The sequence below is a fragment of the Falsiroseomonas sp. CW058 genome (assembly GCF_050563535.1).
GTDB lineage: Bacteria > Pseudomonadota > Alphaproteobacteria > Acetobacterales > Acetobacteraceae > Falsiroseomonas.
In genome coordinates this window covers 221,463-242,735 of the sequence record NZ_JBNXUO010000001.1, presented here as the reverse complement: position 1 = coordinate 242,735, position 21,273 = coordinate 221,463, and the positions used below count along the sequence as shown (strand labels likewise).

At 73.7% G+C, this 21,273-nt stretch carries 19 protein-coding genes; 11 read left to right on the top strand and 8 right to left on the bottom strand.

What is annotated here, in order from left to right; all coding sequences use genetic code 11:
• Positions 1-15: 15 nt before the first annotated feature.
• Positions 16-2,097 carry a 4Fe-4S dicluster domain-containing protein gene (locus ACK8OX_RS01145; protein ID WP_430662070.1) on the top strand — a complete coding sequence of 694 codons (2,082 nt, stop codon included), beginning with the start codon at positions 16-18 and terminating at the stop codon, positions 2,095-2,097.
• Between the two features lie 12 nt (positions 2,098-2,109).
• On the opposite strand, the gene ACK8OX_RS01140 is transcribed toward ACK8OX_RS01145, so the two are convergent.
• Together ACK8OX_RS01140 and ACK8OX_RS01135 are read right to left on the bottom strand one after the other, a co-directional pair.
• On the bottom strand, positions 2,110-2,922 hold the full coding sequence (locus ACK8OX_RS01140; protein WP_430662069.1) for an alpha/beta fold hydrolase: 813 nt from the start codon (positions 2,920-2,922) through the stop codon (positions 2,110-2,112).
• 10 nt (positions 2,923-2,932) lie between these two features.
• Complete coding sequence (locus tag ACK8OX_RS01135; RefSeq protein WP_430662068.1) at positions 2,933-3,895, bottom strand: tripartite tricarboxylate transporter substrate-binding protein; 963 nt, start codon at positions 3,893-3,895, stop codon at positions 2,933-2,935.
• A gap of 97 nt (positions 3,896-3,992) precedes the next feature.
• Between ACK8OX_RS01135 and ACK8OX_RS01130 the strand changes: the two genes are divergently transcribed.
• A complete protein-coding gene (locus ACK8OX_RS01130; protein ID WP_430662067.1) occupies positions 3,993-5,012 on the top strand; it encodes an NADP-dependent oxidoreductase in 1,020 nt (339 codons plus the stop codon).
• Positions 5,013-5,816 carry a hypothetical protein gene (locus ACK8OX_RS01125; protein WP_430662066.1) on the top strand — a complete coding sequence of 268 codons (804 nt, stop codon included), beginning with the start codon at positions 5,013-5,015 and terminating at the stop codon, positions 5,814-5,816.
• A 6-nt stretch (positions 5,817-5,822) separates the two neighbouring features.
• Here ACK8OX_RS01125 and ACK8OX_RS01120 read toward each other — a convergent pair whose 3' ends face one another.
• From ACK8OX_RS01120 to pdxH, 4 genes are all read right to left on the bottom strand, one after another.
• On the bottom strand, positions 5,823-6,533 hold the full coding sequence (locus ACK8OX_RS01120) for a pirin family protein (RefSeq protein ID WP_430662065.1): 711 nt from the start codon (positions 6,531-6,533) through the stop codon (positions 5,823-5,825).
• A gap of 133 nt (positions 6,534-6,666) precedes the next feature.
• The gene (locus ACK8OX_RS01115; RefSeq protein WP_430662064.1) at positions 6,667-7,545 is read right to left on the bottom strand and encodes a universal stress protein; all 879 of its coding nucleotides are present in this window, start codon (positions 7,543-7,545) and stop codon (positions 6,667-6,669) included.
• 51 nt (positions 7,546-7,596) lie between these two features.
• Positions 7,597-9,114 carry an AAA family ATPase gene (locus ACK8OX_RS01110; protein ID WP_430662063.1) on the bottom strand — a complete coding sequence of 506 codons (1,518 nt, stop codon included), beginning with the start codon at positions 9,112-9,114 and terminating at the stop codon, positions 7,597-7,599.
• Positions 9,111-9,659, bottom strand: a complete 549-nt coding sequence (gene pdxH, locus ACK8OX_RS01105; RefSeq protein WP_430662190.1) for a pyridoxamine 5'-phosphate oxidase — start codon at positions 9,657-9,659, stop codon at positions 9,111-9,113. The genes ACK8OX_RS01110 and pdxH overlap by 4 nt, the downstream gene beginning before the upstream one ends.
• A 171-nt stretch (positions 9,660-9,830) precedes the next feature.
• Here pdxH and fabI point away from each other — a divergent pair, with 171 nt between their 5' ends.
• Together fabI and aroC are read left to right on the top strand one after the other, a co-directional pair.
• Positions 9,831-10,679, top strand: coding sequence for an enoyl-ACP reductase FabI (gene fabI, locus ACK8OX_RS01100; protein ID WP_430662062.1), 849 nt, complete (start codon positions 9,831-9,833; stop codon positions 10,677-10,679).
• Positions 10,680-10,767: 88 nt separating this feature from the next.
• Positions 10,768-11,871, top strand: coding sequence for a chorismate synthase (gene aroC / locus ACK8OX_RS01095; protein ID WP_430662061.1), 1,104 nt, complete (start codon positions 10,768-10,770; stop codon positions 11,869-11,871).
• A 3-nt stretch (positions 11,872-11,874) separates the two neighbouring features.
• On the opposite strand, the gene ACK8OX_RS01090 is transcribed toward aroC, so the two are convergent.
• Positions 11,875-12,369 carry a hypothetical protein gene (locus ACK8OX_RS01090; protein ID WP_430662060.1) on the bottom strand — a complete coding sequence of 165 codons (495 nt, stop codon included), beginning with the start codon at positions 12,367-12,369 and terminating at the stop codon, positions 11,875-11,877.
• A 191-nt stretch (positions 12,370-12,560) separates the two neighbouring features.
• Between ACK8OX_RS01090 and ACK8OX_RS01085 the strand changes: the two genes are divergently transcribed.
• From ACK8OX_RS01085 to ACK8OX_RS01065, 5 genes are all read left to right on the top strand, one after another.
• Positions 12,561-15,452 (top strand): molybdopterin-dependent oxidoreductase, encoded by a 2,892-nt coding sequence (locus ACK8OX_RS01085; protein ID WP_430662059.1) that lies wholly within the window; start codon positions 12,561-12,563, stop codon positions 15,450-15,452.
• Positions 15,449-16,186 (top strand): 4Fe-4S dicluster domain-containing protein, encoded by a 738-nt coding sequence (locus tag ACK8OX_RS01080; protein WP_430662058.1) that lies wholly within the window; start codon positions 15,449-15,451, stop codon positions 16,184-16,186. The genes ACK8OX_RS01085 and ACK8OX_RS01080 overlap by 4 nt, the downstream gene beginning before the upstream one ends.
• A 64-nt stretch (positions 16,187-16,250) precedes the next feature.
• A complete protein-coding gene (locus tag ACK8OX_RS01075; RefSeq protein ID WP_430662057.1) occupies positions 16,251-17,189 on the top strand; it encodes a dimethyl sulfoxide reductase anchor subunit family protein in 939 nt (312 codons plus the stop codon).
• A gap of 91 nt (positions 17,190-17,280) precedes the next feature.
• On the top strand, positions 17,281-18,495 hold the full coding sequence (locus ACK8OX_RS01070; RefSeq protein ID WP_430662056.1) for a hypothetical protein: 1,215 nt from the start codon (positions 17,281-17,283) through the stop codon (positions 18,493-18,495).
• Positions 18,496-18,663: 168 nt separating this feature from the next.
• A complete protein-coding gene (locus tag ACK8OX_RS01065; protein ID WP_430662055.1) occupies positions 18,664-18,819 on the top strand; it encodes a peptide chain release factor 1 in 156 nt (51 codons plus the stop codon).
• A gap of 15 nt (positions 18,820-18,834) precedes the next feature.
• Here ACK8OX_RS01065 and ACK8OX_RS01060 read toward each other — a convergent pair whose 3' ends face one another.
• Positions 18,835-20,205, bottom strand: a complete 1,371-nt coding sequence (locus tag ACK8OX_RS01060) for an FAD-dependent oxidoreductase (RefSeq protein WP_430662054.1) — start codon at positions 20,203-20,205, stop codon at positions 18,835-18,837.
• Positions 20,206-20,369: 164 nt separating this feature from the next.
• Here ACK8OX_RS01060 and ACK8OX_RS01055 point away from each other — a divergent pair, with 164 nt between their 5' ends.
• A complete protein-coding gene (locus tag ACK8OX_RS01055) occupies positions 20,370-21,248 on the top strand; it encodes a carbon-nitrogen hydrolase family protein (protein WP_430662053.1) in 879 nt (292 codons plus the stop codon).
• The last annotated feature ends 25 nt before the right edge of the window (positions 21,249-21,273 follow it).

Here is a 21,273-nt window from a genome sequence, read left to right as displayed (position 1 = left end):
GACGCCGGGCCGGACATGACCACCACCAGCGGCGCGAGCGGGCGCATCACCTTCGTCTGCTCCTGCGAGGACACGATGCCGATCGACGGCCGGGCGGTCGCGCGCGGCTGCGCCCGGGCCGGCGACGGGGAGATGCGGGGGGCGGAGCAGCTCTGCGGCGCGCAGCTCGACCGCTTCCTCGCGGCGCTGGGGGAGGCTCGGCCGGTGACGGTCGCCTGCACCGCCCAGGCGCCGCTCTTCGCCCAGGAGGCGGAGGAAGCCGGCTTCGCCCGCGACCTGTCCTTCGTGAACATCCGCGAGACGGCGGGCTGGTCGGCCGAGGCGAAGGCGGCCGGGCCGAAGATGGCCGCGCTGATCGCCGCCGCCGCGGTGCCGATGCCCCCCACCGCGCTGGTGCCGCTGCGGAGCGAGGGGGTCGCCCTCGTGCTCGGCCGCGACGAGGCGGCGCTGGCGGCGGCCGAGCGGCTGTCCGCGACGCTCGACGTGACGGTGCTGCTGACCGGGCAGGCGCCGGTCGCGCCGCTGCGCGCGGCGGATTTCCCGGTGGCGCGCGGCCGCGCCGCGGGCGCGACCGGGTGGCTCGGCAATTTCGAGGTGGTGGTGGATGGCTACGCCATGCCCCGCCCCTCCTCCCGCGCGGCCTATGCCTGGGGGCCGGGGCGGGATGGCGCGCGCAGCCGCTGCGACGTGATCCTGGACCTGTCGGGCGGCGCGCCGCTGTTCCCGACGCATGAGGTGCGGCAGGGCTACCTGCGCGCCGACCCGGCCGATGCCGCGGCGGTGGAGCGTGCGGTGGCGCGCGCGGCGGAGATGGTGGGCGAATTCGACAAGCCGCGCTTCGTGACCTTCGATGCCGCGCTCTGCGCCCATTCGCGCAACCGCCGCACCGGCTGCACGCGCTGCCTCGACCTCTGCCCCACCGGCGCGATCACGCCGGGGAAGGACAGCGTCGCCATCTCCGCCGAGATCTGCGCGGGCTGCGGCGCCTGCGCCGCCGTCTGCCCGACGGGCGCCGCCGGCTACGCCCTGCCGCCATCGGGCGCGCTGCTGCAGCGCCTGCGGACGCTGCTGCTGACCTATCGCGAGGCCTGTTCCGATTCGCCGCTGCGCGCGGGGGGCGGGGAAGCGCCGCTGCTGCTGGTGCATGACGCGCATGGCGATGCGCTGATCGATGCGCTGGCCCGCCATGGCGAGGGGCTGCCGGCGCGCGTGCTGCCGCTGCGGGTGAACGAGGTGTCGCAGCTCGACCTCGCCTTCGTCCTGTCGGCCTTCGCCTGGGGCGCGGCGCAGCTGCGGGTGCTGTCCCGGGCGCGGCGCCCGCACGGGATCGATGGGGTGCTGCGGAACCTCGACCTCGGCGGGCAGGTGCTGGCCGGGCTCGGCGTGCCGGACCACGGCGCGCCGCGCGCGGGCACCATCGAGACGGACGACCCCTTCACCCTGGGCGAGGCGCTGGCCGCCCTGCCGCGGCGCGGCCTGCCCTTCCCGCCCGCGACCTTCATCGCCCTGGGCGCCCCGCGCGAGGTGCTGCGCCAGGCCGGCCGCGCGCTGGCCGAAGGCGCACAGCGCCGCGACGCGGTCCTGCCCATGCCCGCCCTCGCCCCCTTCGGCGAGGCGCGGGTGGATGTCGCGGGCTGCACGCTCTGCGTCGCCTGCACGAGCGTCTGCCCGACCGGCGCGCTGAGCGCCAACCCGGAGATGCCGCAGCTCCGCTTCCTGGAGGATGCCTGCGTGCAGTGCGGGCTCTGCGCCGCGACCTGCCCGGAAGGCGTGATCACGCTGGTCCCGCGCCTGAACCTGGCGCCCGAAAGCGCGCGGATCAGGGTGGTGAAGGAGGAGGAGCCCTTCCCCTGCGAGGGCTGTGGCAAGCCCTTCGGCGTGAAGTCGCAGATCGACCGGGTGACGCGGAAGCTGACCGAGGGCGGGCACTGGATGTTCCGCGACCCGAAGCGGCTGGCCGTGCTGCGGATGTGCGAGAATTGCCGCGTCTTCGCCGCCACCGATGGCGGCGTCGACCCCTATGCCGGCCCCGCGCGCCCCGTCACCCGCACCAGCGAGGACTACCTGCGGGAAGCTGAACGCGAGGCGGAGAGCTGACCGGCCCCCGCCTCACCCCGCGTTCCGCGCCAGCCACTCCAGCAGCAGCCGGTTGAAGGCCTCCGGCTTCTCCACATTCGGCAGGTGCCGCGCGCCGGGGATGGCGTGGAAGCGCCCGTCGGGCACCAGTGCCGCGATGCGCCGCCCCTCCTCGGGCGGGACAGCGTGGTCGTCCTCGCCGCAGAGGACCAGCGCGGGCACGGCGAGACCGGGCAGGCGGGCGACGAAGCTGAAGTCGCTGATCGCCTCGGCGCAGCCGGCATAGCCCTCGGCGCTCGTCGCCGCGATGGTGCGCAGGATCTGGTCCCAGCGGGCAGGGTGCGCGGCGCGGTAGGCAGGCGTCAGCCAGCGCTCCATCGTCGCTTCCGCCAGCGGCGCGCAGGACCCCGCCGCGCGCACCGCGCGGATGCGCGGGCCCCAGACCTCGGCCGCGTTGCGGAGCGATTCCGGCAGCGCGTCGCAGATGGTGACGGAACGCAGCATCGCCGGCCGGTCCAGCGCCAGCGCCTGCCCCGCCATGCCGCCGAGCGACAGGCCGACGTAATGCACAGGACCGGTGCCGAGCGCATCCAGCACGAAGCCGACATCCTCGCCCAGCGCGCCCATCGCATAGGGGCCCGGCGGGGCATCGCTGCCGCCATGGCCGCGCAGGTCCACCCGCAGCACCGCATGGCCGGCGGCCAGCAGCGCGGGCACCTGTTCCGCCCACATCGTCATGTCGGCGGCGAGCGAGTGGACGAGGCAGACGACCTGCCGGGCCGGATCGCCCGGCAGGTCGCCCAGCAGGTCGCAATGGATGCGGCGGCCTTCGCGGGTCAGCAGCATGGCGGCGGGCTCAGTCGATCTGCACGTTGATCATGCGTACGATGTCGCGCCAGTTGCGGACCTCGTTCGCGACATAGGCGTTCACCTGCTCCACCGTGCCGCCGATGGGGTCGAAGCCGGCGGCGGCGAGCCGCTGCTGGAAGCCGGGCATCGCCATCACGCGCGCCACGTCGGCATTCACCTTCTGCAGCACCGCGGCTGGCACCGCGGCGGGGAACAGCACCGCCACCCAGGCCAGGTCCACCAGCGGCTCGAACCCCGCTTCCGCCACCGTCGGCACGTCCGGCATGGCGACGTTCCGCCTGTCGCTGGTGACGGCGAGGCCCCGCGCCTGCCCCGCCTGCACCTGCGGCACGGCGGAGGGGAGCGAGGTGGCGACCATGTCGATGGTGCCGGCCAGCAGCGCCAGCATGGCCGGGCCCGCGCCGGTGTAGGGGATGTGCTGCGCATCGACGCCGCCGACGCGCTTGAAGAACAGCTCCGCCGACAGATGCGCGGCGACGCCAACGCCGGCCGTGCCGTAATTGACCGGGCGGCGCCGGCCGAGCTCCACCAGGTCGGCCATGCTCCGCACCGGGCTGTCGGCGCGCACCACGAACAGGTTCGGCGTGCCGGCCACCACCGCGGCCGCCGCGAATTCCTCCGGCCGGTAGCCGGGGTTGCGCGACAGCGTCGGGTTGATGGCGAAGGCGCCGGTGGTGACGAGCGCGGTGTAGCCATCGGGCGCCGCGCGCGCGATCTGCTGCGCGGCGACGTTGCCGCCGGCGCCGCCGCGGTTCTCCACCACCACGGTCTGGCGCCAGATGGGGCCGAGCTGTTCGGCCAGCATCCGGCCGATCTGGTCGGCGAAGCCGCCCGGTGCGAAGGCGACGACGAAGCGCACCGGGCGGTCCGGCCAGGCCGGCTGCGCCGCGGCGCCGTGCAGCGCCGGCGCGGCCAGCGCGGCCCCGAGAAGGATGCGTCGTGTCGTCATGCGTGCCGTTTCCCCTGAAGGTCGCGTGCGCGCCCCCTGCCCGCGGTTTACGCAGCCTGCCCCGCCCCGGCAATAATGCCGCCGAAGGAGCGCCCCCATGCCCGACACCAATCCCCGGATCCTGCTCGCCCGCCGCCCAAGGGGCGCGCCGGTGCCCGACGACTTCCGGCTGGAGGAGGCGCCGCTGCCGGAACCCGCGGAAGGCGAGGTCCTGGTGCGGCACCGCTTCCTTTCGCTCGATCCCTACCAGCGCGGGCGGATGGACGATGCGAAGTCCTATGCGAAGCCGGTGCCGATCGGCGGCGTCATGGAATGCCAGGCGGTGGGTCAGGTGGCGGCCAGCCGCCATGCCGAGTTCCGCGAGGGCGACTGGGTGCTGGGCGGCTTCGGCTGGCAGGGCTTCTCGGCACGGCCGGGCAAGGCGCTGATCCGGCTCGACCCGGCCGAGGCGCCGCCCTCCACCGCGCTGGGCGTGCTCGGCATGCCGGGGCTGACGGCCTGGGTCGGGCTGCGCGACATCGGCGAGCCGAAGGAGGGGGAGACGGTGGTCGTCTCCGCCGCCTCGGGCGCGGTGGGCCAGGTGGCGGGGCAGCTCGCGCGCATCGCGGGGGCGCGCGCGGTCGGCATCGCGGGCGGCGCGGCCAAGTGCGACTTCATCCTGCGCGAGCTTGCCTTCGACGCCGCGGTGGACCATCGCGGGGACCTCGACGCGCAGCTCGACGCCGCCTGCCCGGGCGGCATCGACGTGTACTGGGAGAATGTCGGCGGCGCGGTGCAGGCGGCGGTCTTCCCGCGGCTGAACGATTTCGGGCGGATGGTGATGTGCGGGATGATCGCGCAGTACAACACCGCCCCCGGCGCGGCCGCCGCGGGCGCGCCGCCCGGCCCCAATCTCGGCCCCGTTGTCCGCAAGCGCCTGCGCATCCAGGGCTTCATCGTCGGCGACACCGGCTGGCGCCGCTACCGCGAGTTCCGCGCGGAGATGCTGGGCCATATCGGCGCGGGCCGCCTGCGCTGGAAGGAGGACGTGGTGCGCGGACTGGCCGGCGCGCCGGCGGCCTTCATCGGCCTGCTGGAGGGGCGGAACTTCGGCAAGCTCGTCGTCGCGCTCGACTGAATGCAGGACGCCGCCGACGCCGCGATCGCCCGCGCGCTGGACGGGACGCGGGTGCTGGTCTGCTACGGGCTGCTGGGCGAGGTGATGGCGGGGCTGCGCCCGCTCGGCATGGACTACATGGCGACGCAGATGGCCTGGCTGCGCGGGCTGGGCGTGGCGGCGGAAGTGGTGCGGCTGCCGACCGTGGCGCCGGTCGGCGTCAATGCCGCGCGCATCGCCGCGGCGATCGAGGCCGATGCGACGCCGGTGCTGCTGGTCGGCCATTCGAAGGGCGGGCTGGAGGCGCTGGCGGCGCTGCTGCTTCCCGGCGTCGCGCCGCGCTGCCGCGGCTTCCTGGCCTTGCAATGCCCCTTCCGCGGGTCGCCGCTGGCGGACCTGGTGCTGGGGCTGCGCGGCGCGCGGCTGGCGGCCCACCATGCGGCGCGGCTGCTGCGGCTCGGCACCGGACGGGGGGTGAAGGACCTGACCACGGCCGTGCGGGGCCGCTGGATGGAGGAGAAGGCGGGGGCGGTCGCGGCGCTGGTCGCGCAGGTGCCGGTGACGACGCTGGCCACCGCGATCGGCCCCCGCCCGGCCCCCGCCGACCGCGTCCATGCGCCGCTGGCGCGCTGGATGGAACGCATGGGCGCGGGGCCGAATGACGGGCTGGTGCCGGTTGCCTCCGCGCTGATCGAGGGGGCGCGGTGCCGGGTGGAGGAAGGCGGGCACCGTGCCCTGGTCGCCCCCGGCGCGGGGCGCGACCCGGTGGGGCTGCTGCGGCGGGAGATCGGCATCCTCCTCGCCGCGCGGCCGGCCGGGGGCTGAGGGTGGCTATTCGGCCGCGACCTCCACCATCACCAGTTCCGCATCCTCGGTCGCGGTGATGGCGATCGTCTCCTCCTCCACGATGCCCGCGCCGTCGCGCGCGCCGAGTGCCACGCCGTTCACCGTGACCGCGCCGCGCGCCGGCACAAGATAGGCGGCGCGGCCGGGGGCGAGCGCCTGGGTCAGCGTCTGGCCCTTCGCCAGCGTCGCCGCCATTACCGCGCCGTCGACGTTGAGCGGCAGCGCGCCCTTCCCGTCATCGCCCGGCCGGCCGGAGGCCAGCACCTCGAACCCGGCCTCCCGCGCGGCCTTGGGGAAGGACCTGGCGCCCCAGTTCGGCTTCGCGCCGCGGCGGTCGGGCAGGATCCAGATCTGGAAGATGCGCGTCGTGGCGGGTTCCAGGTTGTACTCGGCATGCACCACGCCGGTGCCGGCGGACATGATCTGCACGTCCCCCGCCTCGGTCCGGCCCTCGTTGCCGAGGTTGTCGCGATGCGTGATCGCGCCCTCGCGGACATAGGTGATGATCTCCATGTCGCGATGCGGATGCGCGTCGAAGCCGGTGCCGGGCGCGATCTCGTCGTCGTTCCAGACGCGCAGGCGGCCCCAGTTCATGCGCTTCGGGTCGTGGTAGTTCGCGAAGGAGAAGTGGTGGCGGGCCTTGAGCCAGCCATGGTCGGCGCCGCCGAGGCTGCCGAAGGGTCGCACATCGATCATTGCTGCATCTCCCGATCCGCGCGGCCGGGGTGCCCGGCCGCGCGTCGGGGTGGCAGATGGGGCGGCCGTGCCGGGTCCGCACCGGGCCCGGATGGATGGGCGCCATTCACCGCCGTGATGGCGCGCCGCCCCCTCACCGGCACATCAGGACCGGGATGTCCGCATTCTCCAGCACATGGCGCGTGACGCCGCCGAGGATGAGCTGGCGCAGCCGCGAATGGCTGTAGGCGCCCTGGCACATCAGGTCCGCGCCGAAGTCCCGCGCGGCGCCCAGCAGCCCGGCGCCCACTTCCCGGGTGGCGGGCTTGAAGGGCACCGCCTCCGCCTCGATCCCGTGCCAGCGCAGATAGGCGCGGATGCCGTCCGCGCCGGGGCCGCGGCGCTGGTAGTCCTCGGAATGGAGGATGCGCACGGCCTGCGCGCGGTGCAGCCAGGGCAGCGCCGCGGCGACGGCCGCCGCGCTTTCCGCGCTGCCGTTCCAGGCGATGCAGACCCGGGTGCCGATCACGGCGGGCGCCACGCGCGGGGCGATCAGCACGGGGCGGCCGCTGTCGAACAGCACGGCGTGCAGCGCGTCAGAGCTGCTGACATCCTCGTCCGCCTCGGGGTGCGGCACCACCGCCATGTCGTAGAGCCGCGACTGCTGCGCGACGATGTCCTCCTCCCGCCCCGCGATCGCCTCGAAGCTGAGCGTGACGCCCGGCGTCTTCAGCGCGGTGTTGGGATCGGAGGCGAGGGTGACGTCGCCATGGGTGGCGGTGAACTGCTCGAACAGCGTGCGCACGCGGCCCGCGCGCTCGCCCGATTCGCGCTCCGTCGCGGCCATCATCTCCTCGATCATCGCGCCCGACAGGCCTTCCCCGGCCAGCGGCGCGACGTCGCGCGCATCGACGCGCACATGCAGGCAGTGCAGATGCGCGTCCCAGATCCGCGCCACCATCAGCGCGGTGGCCATGGCGGCCTCCCCGGCCGCGGTCCCGGTGAGCGGCAGCAGCAGGCGGCGATAAGCCATCGCGCCCTCCCCCTTCCTCGATGAAGCCCCGTTGCCGCGTAACTTTATGCCTCAGGCGGCTCCGGACAAGGCCATGGCCTTGCAGGCGGCATCGAAAGCGTCCCGCGTGGCATCCAGGCGACGCCAGGTGATCTCCCCCGCATCCGCCCGCGCCGCGTTCATCAGCACCGCCTCGTCGGCATCCGACGCATCGCGGGCGGCCGGCGCGCGCAGCCCCGCCTCGCGCCGCGCCGCGACCCGCGCGCGCAGCAGCTCGACCGGCGCCTCCAGCCAGAACCCGTCGAAACGCACGCCGCAGGCGGCCGCCACCCCGGCCGCGGTCGCGCGGTGCGCGGGGTTCAGGAACACCGCGTCGAGCACCACCGAATGCCCGGCGGCCAGCGCGCGGCGGGCGGCGTCGAACATCTCGGCATGGACGGCGATGCTCTCCGCCTCGGCATAGGCGGCGGGGGGCAGGGGCCGTTCGGGCGCGATCCCCGCGCGGCGCTTGCGGATCTCGTCCGTCCGCAGGTGCAGCGCCCCGGGCGCCACGCCGATGAGCGGCGCGAGGCGCCGCGCGAGATGCGTCTTGCCCGTGCCCTGCAGGCCGCCCACCGCCACCAGCCGCGGCGGCACCGCCACCAGGTAGCGCGCGGCGGCGGCGAGGTAGCGCGCCCCCTCCCCGCCCGGCGCCGCGCCGGATCGCCTCGCCGCGACATGCGCGCGCACCATCGCCCGCAGCGCCAGCCAGGCGGGCAGCGGCGCCAGCAGGCCGATGTCGAAGCCACGCGCCAGGACGCGGTTCATCACCCGGTTGGCCGCCGCGCGGTCCAGCCGGACATCGAGGTCCATCAGCAGGAAGGCCAGGTCGTAGCCGACATCGACCGTGGCCAGCGCCTCGTCGAATTCCAGCGCATCGAAGGGGGTGGGCCGCCCCTCCCAAAGGCACAGGTTGCCGAGATGCAGGTCCCCGTGGCAGCGCCGCACCCGCCCCGCGGCCGCGCGCGCCGCCATGGCCGGGGCCAGACGCCCCAGCGCATCGCGAAGGCCGTCGGCCAGCGCCCCGACCGCCGCAGGGTCGAGCCCGGCCGCGAGGCAGCTGCGCCGGTTGCCCTCCAGCACGGCGGCCATCCGCCCCGGCGCATCGACGCCCGAAACCACCGGCGCCGCGTCGTGCAGCGCCAGCACGGCTTCGGCCACCGCATCCAGCATCGCGCCGCCGAGCCCGCCACGGGCCGCCACCGCATCCAGGAAGTCGCCCGCCGGCACCGGCGCCATCCGCAGCACCCAGTCCAGCACGGGCCCCGCCCCGCCGAGCCGCGGCGCGCCGTCCGCTCCGCGCGTCACGGGCAGCACCTCGCGGTAGATGCCGGGGGCAAGCGGGCGGTTCAGCTCCAGCTCCCGCCGGGCGAAGCGTTCCCGCGCGGCGGGGGTGGTGAAGTCGACGAAGCCGAGATCGACCGCCTTCTTCAGCTTGAAGGCGTCGTCGCGGCCGACGAAGACGGCGGAGATGTGGGTCTCCACCGGCTCCGCCCCGGTCAGGCGGCGCAGCAGCGCCGCCGCCTCCGCCTGGCCTGGCGGGATGGTCACGGGTAGAGCTGCTCGACCTCCCAGCCGGCCGCGTCGTCCAGCCGGTGGAAGACGCGCCGTTCATGCAGGCGGAAGGGCATGTCGCGCCACAGCTCGATGCGGGCCGGCAGCAGGCGGAAGCCGGACCAGAAGGGCGGGCGTGGGATCTCGCCGAGGCCGAACCGCAGCGTCTGCTCCGCCACCGCCTTCTCCAGCGCGAAGCGGCCTTCCAGCGGGCGGGACTGGCGGGACGCCCAGGCGCCGATGCGGCTGCCCCGCGCGCGCGACGCGTAGTAGGCATCCGCCTCCGCCTCGCTCACCCGCTCCACCCGCCCCTCGACGCGCACGCTGCGGGCGAGCGTCTTCCAGTGGAAGCACATCGCGGCATGGGGGTTGGCGGCGAGTTCGCCACCCTTGCGGCTTTCGAGGTTGGTGTAGAAGACGAAGCCCCGGGCATCGACGCCCTTCAGCAGCACCATCCGCGCCGAGGGCCGGCCATCGGGCGTGCTGGTGGCGAGGCAGACGGCGTTCGGGTCGTTCGGCTCGGACCGCGCGGCTTCCGCCATCCAGGCCTCGAAGGTCGCGATGGGATCGTCCGAGGCGGCGGTGCGGGTCGGGGCGGCGGCGTCCACGCGGGTGCTCCTGTCGGCCGGAGGGACGGGGCCCGCCCCTTGCCGGGGGAATGGGCATGTGCCACCACCCCCCGACCTCCGCAACCACTCCCGGTCCCCGCATCCATGTCGCAGCCCGAGACGTCCGACCCTGCCGCCGCGCCCCTGCCGAGGGGCACGCTGATGGCCGGCAAGCGCGGCGTGGTGATGGGGGTGGCCAATGACCGCTCCATCGCCTGGGGCATTGCGCAGGCGGTGGCCGCGCAAGGCGCCGAGATGTGCTTCACCTACCAGGGCGAGGCGCTGGAGAAGCGGGTGCGGCCGCTGGCGGAGGGCATCGGGTCCCGCCTGGTGCTGCCCTGCGACGTGGCGGACGATGCCAGCGTGGACGCGGTGTTCGAACGGGTGGGGGCCGAATGGGGCGGGATCGACTTCCTGGTCCACGCCATCGGCTTCGCCGACAAGCAGTTCCTCCGCGGCCGCTACATGGACACGCCGCGCGGCGCCTTCCTGCAGGCGATGGACATCTCGGTCTATTCCTTCGTCTCCGTCGCGCAGCGCGCGGTGCCGCTGATGAAGCCCGGCGGGTCGCTGCTGACGATGAGCTACCTGGGCGCCGAGCGCGTGACGCCGCACTACAACGTGATGGGCGTGGCGAAGGCCGCGCTCGAAGCCTCCGTCCGCTACATGGCCGCCGATCTCGGCCGCGCCGGCATCCGGGTGAACGCGATCAGCGCGGGGCCCATCAAGACGCTGGCGGCGAGCGGCATCGGCGATTTCCGCTACATCCTGAAGTGGAACCAGTACAACGCCCCGCTCGAGCGCAACGTGACGATCGAGGATGTGGGCGGCGCGGGGCTCTACCTGCTGTCCGGCCTGTCCTCGGGCGTGACGGGCGAGGTCCACCACGTCGATTGCGGCTACCACGTCGTCGGCATGAAGAACCCCGACGCCCCCGACATCGCGACGGTCTGATCGGCAGACGCCCCTCCCCCGCCGCGGGGGAGGACCAGGGTGGGGGCCCCGCCAGCGCCGCCACGAGACGCAGCGCCCGGATACCGCCATGTCCCACAACAGCTTCGGCCACCTCTTCCGCGTCACCACCTGGGGCGAATCCCACGGCCCCGCCATCGGCTGCGTGGTGGATGGCTGCCCGCCGCGCATCGCGCTGACGGAAGCCGACATCCAGCCCCATCTCGACCGCCGCCGCCCCGGCCAGTCCAAATTCGTGACCCAGCGGCAGGAGGCGGACCAGGTCCGCATCCTGTCCGGCACCTTCGAGGGCGCGACCACCGGCACCCCCATCGCGCTGCACATCGACAACACCGACCAGCGCAGCAAGGACTACGGCGAGATCAAGGACCGCTTCCGCCCCGGCCATGCCGACCTGACCTACGAACTGAAATACGGCATCCGGGATTACCGCGGCGGCGGCCGTTCCTCGGCGCGGGAGACGGCGATGCGGGTGGCCGCGGGCGCGGTCGCGCGCAAGGTGCTGGAGGGCGTGACCATCCGCGGCGCGCTGGTCTGCATGGGCGGGGACTGGGTGGACGGGGCCGCGCGGGACTGGGCGGAGGTGGACCGCAACCCCTTCTTCTGCCCCGACCCGAAGGCCGCCGCCCGCTGGGAGGACGCGCTGACGGCCGCGCGCAAGTCCGGCTCCTCGCTCGGCGCCATCGTCGAGGTGGTGGCGGAAGGTGTGCCCCCCGGCCTCGGTGCGCCGGTCTACGGCAAGCTCGATGCCGAGATCGCGGCGGCGCTGATGTCCATCAACGCCGTCAAGGGCGTGGAGATCGGCGCCGGCTTCGCGGCGGCGGCGCTGGACGGGGAACGCAACGCGGACGAGATGCGGATGGGCCCGCACGGCGAGGTGCTGTTCGGAAGCAACCAGGCCGGCGGCATCCTCGGCGGCATCTCCACGGGGCAGCCCGTGGTGGCGCGCTTCGCGGTCAAGCCGACCAGCTCCATCCTGACCCCGCGCCGGTCGGTCGACCGCTTCGGGGAGGAGGTGGAGGTGCTGACGAAGGGCCGCCACGACCCCTGCGTCGGCATCCGCGCCGTGCCGGTGGGGGAAGCGATGCTCGCGCTGGTGCTGGCAGACCACCTGCTGCGCCACCGCGCCCAGAACCCGGACGCCCCGGCGCGCGCGCGGCTGCCGCGGAACTGACGTTCAGCGCGGGGCCGCGGCGGCCGGCGCTTCCGGCGGCGCATCCCCGCGCCGGAGCGCGGCCATCACCTGTTCCACCGTCTCCCGCACCGCCACGTCGAAGCCGTAGCGCAGGCCGACCATGACGATGGCGGCCCGCGCGCCGGCGGCGTGGCGTTCGCCGGAATCGCGCACCAGGACGATCCTGTCCGGCACCAGGTAGACCCGCCCGCCGCTCGGGTCGGTCAGCGGCAGCAGGCGCAGGCCGGCGGCGGCCATCCGGCGCGCCACCGTCTCCAGCGCCTCGGCGCTGCGCTGCTGCACGAAGGAGGTGGTGTCGATCACCGTCGCCCCCTCGGCCCGCCCGATCCGCACCACCTGCGCCGTCGCGACATGCACGGCCGCGCGGCCCTCGGTCGGGACGATCTCGACGAAGGCGCCGGGCGCGGGCTGCGCCGGGGCGGGGGCCGGGAGCATGGTGGCGAGGAGGAGGGCGGCGAGGCATCGGCTGGGGCGCACGGGGGCTTCCGTTCCGGCAGGGCACGGCATGAACGCGCGCGGCGCGGCGCGGTCCCCCGCGGGCGGCCCTGACACCGCCTCCGTCACTCCCCATATGGGCAGGGCGGCCCGGGGCGGACGGCGCCATCCATGCCCCGAGGGCTTCCCCCGCGGGCGGTCACGCCGCACAATCGCCCCCTCGGGAGCAATTCATGCCAGACACGCATCTGCCCGCCCGCATGACCGGCAATGGCGAGGTGATCGACACCTCGAAGCCGATCGGGGACGAGGTGAAGACCACCACCTGCTACATGTGCGCCTGCCGCTGCGGCATCAAGGTTCACCTGAAGGACGGCCGCATCCGCTACATCGAGGGCAACCCCGACCACCCGGTGAACCGCGGCGTGCTCTGCGGCAAGGGCAGCGCGGGGATCATGACGCAGTATGCCCCCTCGCGGCTGCGCGCGCCGCTGAAGCGGGTCGGGCCGCGCGGAAGCGGCGAGTTCGAGGAGATCTCCTGGGCCGAGGCGATGGAGACCGCGACAGGCTGGCTCCGCCATGTGCGGGAGACCGACCCGAAGCGCCTAGCCTTCTTCACCGGCCGCGACCAGTCGCAGAGCCTGACGGGGTTCTGGGCGGCGCAGTTCGGCACGCCCAACTTCGCCGCGCATGGCGGCTTCTGCTCGGTCAACATGGCCGCCGCCGGGCTCTACACCATCGGCGGCAGCTTCTGGGAATTCGGCGAGCCGGACTGGGACCGCACGAAATACCTCGTGATGTTCGGCGTGGCCGAGGACCATGACAGCAACCCGATCAAGATCGGGCTCGGCAAGCTGAAGGAACGCGGCGCGAAGTTCGTCAGCGTCAACCCCGTCCGCACCGGCTATTCCGCGATCGCCGACGAATGGGTCGGCATCCGTCCGGGCACGGACGGGCTGCTCATCATGGCGCTGATGCATGAGCTGCTGCGGACGGACCGCGTCGACCTCGGATTCCTGGTCCGCTACACGAACGCGCACTGGCTGGTGGTGCGCAACCCCGGCGGCGCCGATGACGGGCTGTTCGCGCGTGACGCGGAAGGCCGGCCGCTCGCCTGGGACCGGGTCGCGGCCGAGGCGCGGGACGCCGCGACGGCGGAGATGCAGCCGGCCATCGTCGGCGAATTCACCCTTGCCGATGGCCGGACGGCGGTGCCCGCCTTCCAGCTGATGGCCGAACGCTACCTCGGCGCCGAATACGCGCCCGACGCGGTGGCCGAACGCTGCGGCCTGGCGGCGGACCGCATCCGGCGGCTGGCGGACGAGATCGCGGAGGTCGCCTTCAACCAGACCATCACGCTCGACGTGCCCTGGACCGATGCGCTCGGCCGGCGGCACGCGACGATGGTGGGCCGCCCGGTCGCCTTCCATGCGATGCGCGGCATCTCGGCCCATTCCAACGGCTTCCACACCTGCCGCGCGCTGCACCTGCTGCAGATGCTGCTGGGCGCGGTCGATACGCCCGGCTCCTGGCGCTACAAGTCGCCCTTCCCGCGGCCGATCCCGCCGGGGCCGGGGCCGGCCGGGCGGGGCGCGAAGCCGAACACGCCGCTCGCGGGCAACATCCTCGCCTTCCCGCACGGGCCGGAGGACCTGCTCGTCCACGACGACGGCTCGCCCATCCGCATCGACAAGGCGTTCAGCTGGGACGCCCCGCTGGCGCTGCACGGCATGATGCACACGGTGATCGGCAATGCCGGCGCCGGCGACCCGTACGAGATCGACACGCTGTTCATGTTCATGGCCAACATGGCCTGGAACAGCGCGATGAACCCCGGCGAGATCATCCGCATCCTGACCGAGACGAAGGAGGACGGCAGCTACCGCATCCCCCACGTCATCTACGCCGACGCCTTCTTCAGCGAGACGGTGCCCTATGCCGACCTGATCCTGCCCGACACCACCTACCTGGAACGCTGGGACTGCATCAGCCTGCTCGACCGCCCGATCGGCAGCGCGCACGGGCCCGGCGACGCGATCCGCCAGCCGGTCCTGACGCCCGACCGCGACGTGCGCCCCTTCCAGGAAGTGCTGATCGAGCTCGGCGCCCGGCTCGGCCTGCCCGCCTTCGTGAAGGAGGACGGCAGCCCGAAGTTCAAGGACTATCCGGACTACATCACCAACCACCAGCGCATGCCGGGCGTCGGGCCGCTCGCCGGCTTCCGCGGCGAGGACGGGACGAAGAAGGGGGTGGGCGAGCCCAACCCGGACCAGCTGCAGCGCTACATCGAGAATGGCTGTTTCTGGCGCCACCACCTGACGCCGGAACAGGGCTACTTCAAGCAGGCCAACCGCGCCTACCTGGACGAGGCGAAGGCGATGGGGCTGATCGGCAAGGCCGACCAGATCGTCATGCAGGTCTATTCCGAGGTGCTGCAGAAGTTCCGCCTGGCCGCGCAGGGCCACGGGCCGAAGCAGCCGCCCGCGCATCTGCGCGACCGCATCGCGACCTATTGCGACCCGCTGCCCTTCTGGTACGCCCCGCTGGAACAGCAGGGCCACGACACCGCGCCCTTCCCCTTCTCCGCCATCACGCAGCGGGCGATGGAGCACTACCATTCCTGGGGCAGCCAGAACGCCTGGCTGCGCCAGATCCGCAGCGCCAACCGGCTCTACATGAACCGCACGGCGGCGACGCGGCTCGGCCTCGCGCAGGATGACTGGGTGTGGGTCGAAAGCCGCAACGGCCGCGTGAAGGGGCAGCTGACCCTGATGGAGGGCACCAACCCCGACACCGTCTGGACCTGGAACGCGGTGGGCAAGCGCGCCGGCGCCTGGCGGCTGAGCGAGGACAGCCCCGAGGCGGTGCGCGGCTTCCTGCTGAACCACGTCATCAGCGAATGGCTGCCGCAGGGGGCCGCGGCGCACCGCCTGGCCAATGCCGACCCGGTGACGGGCCAGGCGGCCTGGTACGACCTGCGCGTGCAGGTCGTGAAATGCGCGGCGGACGAGATCCCCCGCACCGATCCCTTCAACACCCCGCTGAAGGCGCCCCCCAACATGCCGCCCGTGCCGGACATCCTGCGCGGCCCCGTGCCCGCCACCACCCGCGGGGACAGCCGATGACCGAGTTGCCGCCGCCCTCCGCGAAGAAGCTCGGGCTCGTCATCGACCTCGACACCTGCGTGGGCTGCCATGCCTGCGCGACCAACTGCAAGGAATGGAACGCGGGCGGGCACCTCGCGCCCCTGCCGGACTTCAAGCCCTATTCCGCAGGGGCGGAGGGCGTGTGGTTCAACCGCGTCCATTCCTACGAGGCCGGCGAGGGGGAGGCCGGGCGCACCGTCCATTTCCCGCGCTCCTGCCTGCATTGCGAACAGCCGGCCTGCGTCACCGTCTGCCCGACCGGCGCGTCCTACAAGCGGGCCGAGGACGGCATCGTGCTGGTCAACACCGAGACCTGCATCGGCTGCGGCCTCTGCGCCTGGGCCTGCCCCTATGGCGCGCGGGAGATGGACGAGGACGAGGGGGTGATGAAGAAATGCACCCTCTGCATCGACCGCATCTACAACGAGACCATCCCGGAGCCGCAGCGCCAGCCCGCCTGCGTCATCACCTGCCCCGCCGGCGCGCGGCATTTCGGCGATCTCGGCGACCCGGACAGCAAGGTCTCGCGCCTGGTGGCGGACCGGGGCGGCTTCGGGCTGATGCCGGAACTCGGCTACCAGCCCGTCAACCGCTACCTGCCGCCGCGCATGCGCCCCGCGCCGAACCCGAACCCGCCGGCGGAGGCCGAGCCAACCGCGCTCGACATCAAGAACCCGCTGCTGCGCTGGCTCGACCGCGCGCTGGCGCGGTGAGTGCCATCCCGCCCGCCGCGTGCCGCGCGGCGGCGTCCGCCATCCTGACCTGACAACGGGCTCCATGAACCCCGCACCTTCCATCGTCTTCTTCACCACCGCTTCGGGCGCCGGCTACGGGCTGCTGTTCTGGCTCGGCCTGCTGCGGCCCTTCGGGCTGACGCCGCCCTCCCCCGGCTTCGCGCTGGCGACCCTCGCCCTCGCCCTCCTGCTGGTCACCGCGGGGCTGCTGTCCTCCACCGCCCATCTCGGGCGGCCGGAACGCGCCTGGCGGGCGCTGTCGCAATGGCGTTCCTCCTGGCTGTCGCGGGAAGGGGTGGCTGCGGTCGCGACCTATGTCCCGGCCGTGCTGTTCGGCGTGGCGACCTGGGCGGGGATGCCGGTGCTGGCGGCGGTCGCGGGGCTGCTGGCCGCGGCCGGCGCGGCCGTGACGGTGTGGTGCACGGGCATGATCTACGCCTCGCTCAAGCCCGTGCGGCAGTGGTGCCACCCGCTGGTGCCCTGGGGCTACATGCTGTTCGCCGGCTTCTCCGGCGCGGCGCTGCTGGCGGCTGCGGCGGCCTTCGCCGGCGGCGCCGCCCTGCCCGCGCTGCTCGCGGCCGCCCTCGGCGCCGGGGCGCTGCTGCTGAAGCGGCGCTACTGGTCCTCTATCGACGCGCCGCGCCCGGCCACGGCGCCGAGCATCGAGACGGCCACGGGCCTCGGCCGCATCGGCACCACGCGCCCGCTGGACGCGCCGCACACCGAACAGAACTGGCTGCTGCGGGAGATGGGCTTCCGCGTCGCCCGCAAGCACCGGCTGAAGCTGCGGATGCTGGTGCAGGCGGGCTTCGCCGCGGCCGCGCTGTTGGCGTTGCTGGGCCTGCTGGCCGGGGGCGGCGCGGCGGCGCTGCTGCTGAGCCTCGGCGCCGTCGCGGCGCTGGCGGGGCTGGCGGCGGAACGCTGGCTGATCTTCGCCGAGGCGACCCATACGGTGACGCTTTATTACACCGCCGAAAGTTGAGCGATTTCGTCGGAAATGGCCCCGCGTGGCGCTTGACGTCCCCCCCCATCGCCACGTTAGGGATCGCTCAACACCAAGAACGAGCCGCCGCATGCCCTTCGCCGACCATCGGCCGGATCCGGCCGACCTTGACCGCTTCCGCAGCCTCTGCGGGGCGAAACGCTGGTCGTCGCGGCTGTCCGAAATCGGACAACGGGCAGCGGGCAGTTCGCTGTCCGGGCGGGCGACGCAGCAGCGCCACGCGCTGGAACTGATCCTCGCGCGGCTGTCGGACCCGTCGGCGCTGGCCCGCGCCACCCCCGCCGAACGCCGGATCACCGCCTTCGCGAAGGAAGCGGTGAAGCTGGCCGCCACCCTGCCCGCCCCGTCCCGCGCGCGGCTGCGCGCCCGGATCGAGGCCGGGCTGACCGGCGAGGCGACGCTGGTCCCGCTGTTCCACCTCCTCCGCAGCGCCGCGCTGCACCGCGCCCGCGGATTCGAGGTGGCCTTCACCGGCTTGGCCGAGGAGACGCCCTGGGACCTCGTGATCCGCCGCGACGGCGCCGAGGCCGAGGTCAGCTGCGACACGGTGTCGGCCGAGGAAGGCCGGCAGGTGCATCGCGGGGACTGGTACCAGCTGGTGGACCGCGTGAACCCGGACCTGCAGACCTGGCTGGCCGCGCATCCCGGCCGCTACCTGCTGAAGATGACCCTGCCGGAGGGCATGGCAGATGCCACCCGCGTCGCCGGGCTGCACCGCCGCATCACGGAGATGCTGCAGGCGGAACGCCGGCAGGATTCAAGCGCGGATGCCGTCCTGAAGCTCGACCCCCTGGTGCTGGCCGGGGCGCAGGCGGCCGGACAGGGCCTGCCTGCCCAGCTGCGCGCCCAGTTCGGCGAGGAGGCGCACCTGGCCGTCACCGCCGCGCCGAAGGGCGCGCCGGGCGGCGGTTCGGTCTTCGTCATGGCCGCCCGCGCGGGGCGGGAGAACGCGATCGCCGAAGCCGCGGCCAGGCGCATGGAGCTGGCCGCCGCCGCGCGCCTTTCGGGCCGGCGCCCCGGCATCCTGTCGATCTTCCTCGACGACCTCGACCGCGGCGAATGGCGCAGCCTGCGGGAGAGGATGGAGCTGGAAGGCGCCGCCCGCCGCTGGATGACCGGCCCCGCCGCGCGCCCGGTCGCCGCCGTCGCGTGCAGCAGCCGGATGGAGCTGTTCGGCATGGCCCCGCCCGATGCGGCGGAGGGCGGGGAGCTGCGCTTCCGCAACCCGGGCCACCCCGCGGCGAAGTCGCCCGCCCTCGCGCCCGCCATCGTCTCGACGAATTGAGGGCGGGCGCGTCGCCCCTGGTCACCAGGGGCGCGCCGCGCCCGCCATCCTTCCCTCGCCAGCAACTCGGCAACCGCCTTGCCGGTGCCACGTTGTTGCGGTGCACTCCCCCCCGGTGACCGCCTTAAGACTGGTCGCGCCTGGGTTCCCCGCATGGCAGGAAGCCCCATGACCGAGCGTGAAATCGAGACGAAGCTGGCGGAAGTCGACCGACTGCTGAACGATCCGGAGACACGCATGGACCCGCACCGGGTGTGGTCCCTGCTGGCGGAGCTTGCCTCGGCCTCCGCCCCGCAACCTGCCCCCGTTCCCGCGCGGAGTTGACGCGGGACGGGGAGGTCACGCCGCCGGCACGGCCGCGCCGGTTTCCGCCGCGGCCGCCAGGCCCGCCAGCCGGCCCAGCGCGATCGCCGTCAGCAGGCCATTGCCCGACGCATAGCCCAGCGCGCCCGCGCGCCCGCTGATCCCGATGGCGGCGCCGCCACCGGCGAACAGGCCCGGAATCGGGCTGCCATCGGGGTGCAGCACGCGCGCATCGGCATCCACGCGCAGCCCGCCCTGGGTATGGAACAGCCCGGGCACCACGCGCGCCACGTAGAAAGGTGCCCGCAGCGGCGCCAGGCCGGTGTCGCGCCTGCCGTGCCGGTCGGCCGCCGCGCCCGTGGCAGCCGCGTTGTAGGCGGCCACTTCCTCGGCCACCGCCGCGGCGGGCAGGCCGTACAGCACGGCCGCTTCCTCCACCGTCGCCGCGCGCCGCGCGCCGCCATGCGCCGCAAGCTCGGCGAATTCCTCCTCCTGCGCGGCGATGTCGAAGATCCGCTGGTCGAACAGCGCATAGGCTTCGCCGCCCTGCTCCAGCACCAGCCGCGCATAGCCGGAATAGCCGAGGCTCTCGTCCCCGAAGCGCCGGCCCTGCGGGTCCAGCAGGATTCCGCCCTTCTCGATGGTGGTCCAGGACAGCAGGCTGCCCTGCGGATAGGCCACCGCCGCATAGCCCTGGTAGGCGGCCATGTTGCCGAAGGCGGCGCCGAGTTCCTCGCCCCAGCGGATCGCCTCCCCGGTCGAGCCGAGCGCGCCGAAATACTGCGCGCCCGCGATCTCCGGGCAGAAGCGCCGCACCAGCGCGGGATCGCCCGCGAAGCCGTTCACGGCAAGCAGCGTGTGCCGCGCGCGGATCTCCGCCCCGTCCACCACCGCACCGCGCACCGCGCCGCCTTCCACGATCAGCCGCGTCACGGGATTGCCGAGGGCGAGCGGGATGTCGCGCCGCGCCGCCGCGGCCAGCAGGTCATCCACCAGATCCTGCCCGCGGCGCGAGACGGGCGCGTGCAGGCGCGGCACGCTGTGGCCGATGTGCCGGTATGCGGTGACGAGGGCGAGCCGCGCGCCCACCGTATCCACCAGCCATTCGACGGTGGCGGCCGAAACCTCCGCCAGGCGGCGCAGCAGCGCGGGGTCGTCCGTCTCTCCCGCGATGCGGGTCAGGTCGCGCACCATCCGCTCCGGGTCGTCCTCGATGCCGGCCTCGCGCTGGAAGCGCGACCCCGCCGCGGGCACCGAGCCGGTGGAGAGCGAGGAATTGCCGCCCGGCCGCGCCAGCTTCTCGACGATGGCGGCGGACAGCCCCGCGTCATGCGCCGCGATGGCGCCCGCAAGCCCGCAGGCGCCGGCGCCGATCGCCAGGAAGTCGAGTTCGTCGGTCGAGGTCATCGGGTTATCGTGTTCCGGGATGGATCTGGCCGCGCGGTCGCGCGGATGCGCCCGCGGATCGTGGCAAAGCGGCGCGCACGCGGCAACTCCACGCGGCGCGCAGGAGTGCTTCCGCAAGGCGCGCAAGGGCGCCTAAGCTGCGCGGAACCCGAGGGAGAGGAAGCATGACGTCCCGCCGCACGCTGACCGTCGCCGCCGCGCAGACCGGCCCGGTGCTCGACCCCGACGACATGCGCCCGGGCGTGGAGGCGGCCTGCGCGATGGTGGAGCGTGCGGCGACGCAGGGCGTCGAGGTGATCTGCTTCTCCGAGCTGTTCCTGACGCCGTTCTTCCCGAACCGGCTGGAAGCGCGCTTCGACCACTGGTTCCTCACCCTGCCCGACCCGCGCGTGCAGCCGCTGCTGGATGCCGCGAAGCGCCACCGGATGGCGATGATCTTTCCCTTCGGCGAACGCGACGGGCGGCAGTACTTCAACAGCGCCGCGGTGATCGGGCGTGACGGCCGCATCCTCGGCACCTACCGCAAGACGCATATCCCGGCGATCTTCCCCTCCAACCTCCAGGGCGGCACGGGATCCTACGAGAAGTTCTACTTCACCCCCGGCAGCAGCCTGCCGGTGTTCGAGATCGACGGCGTCAAGGTCGGCGTGCAGATCTGCTACGACCGCAAGTTCCCCGAGGGCTCCCGCGCGCTGGCGATCGGTGGGGCGGAGGTGCTGTTCATGCCGATCTGCGCCGCGACCTACGGCGAGATGAAGCTGCGCGACCACACCTGGGACCTGCCGCTGCGCGCCCGCGCCTATGAGAACGGCACCTTCGTCGTCGCGGTGAACCGCGCGGGGGACGAGGCGGGGCGGCGGCACATCGGGCGCAGCATGATCATCTCCCCCATCGGCGCCGAGATCATGGCCGAGGCGGGGGAGGACGAGCCGGAGCTGCTGGTGGCGACGCTCGACCTCGACGAGGTGGGCGTGGCGCAGAAGAGCCTGCCCTGGTGGCGCGACCGCCGGCCGGAGCTGTACGGGGCGTTGCAGGGGAGCTGAGACCGCCTTGCGTTTCCGTTGGCAC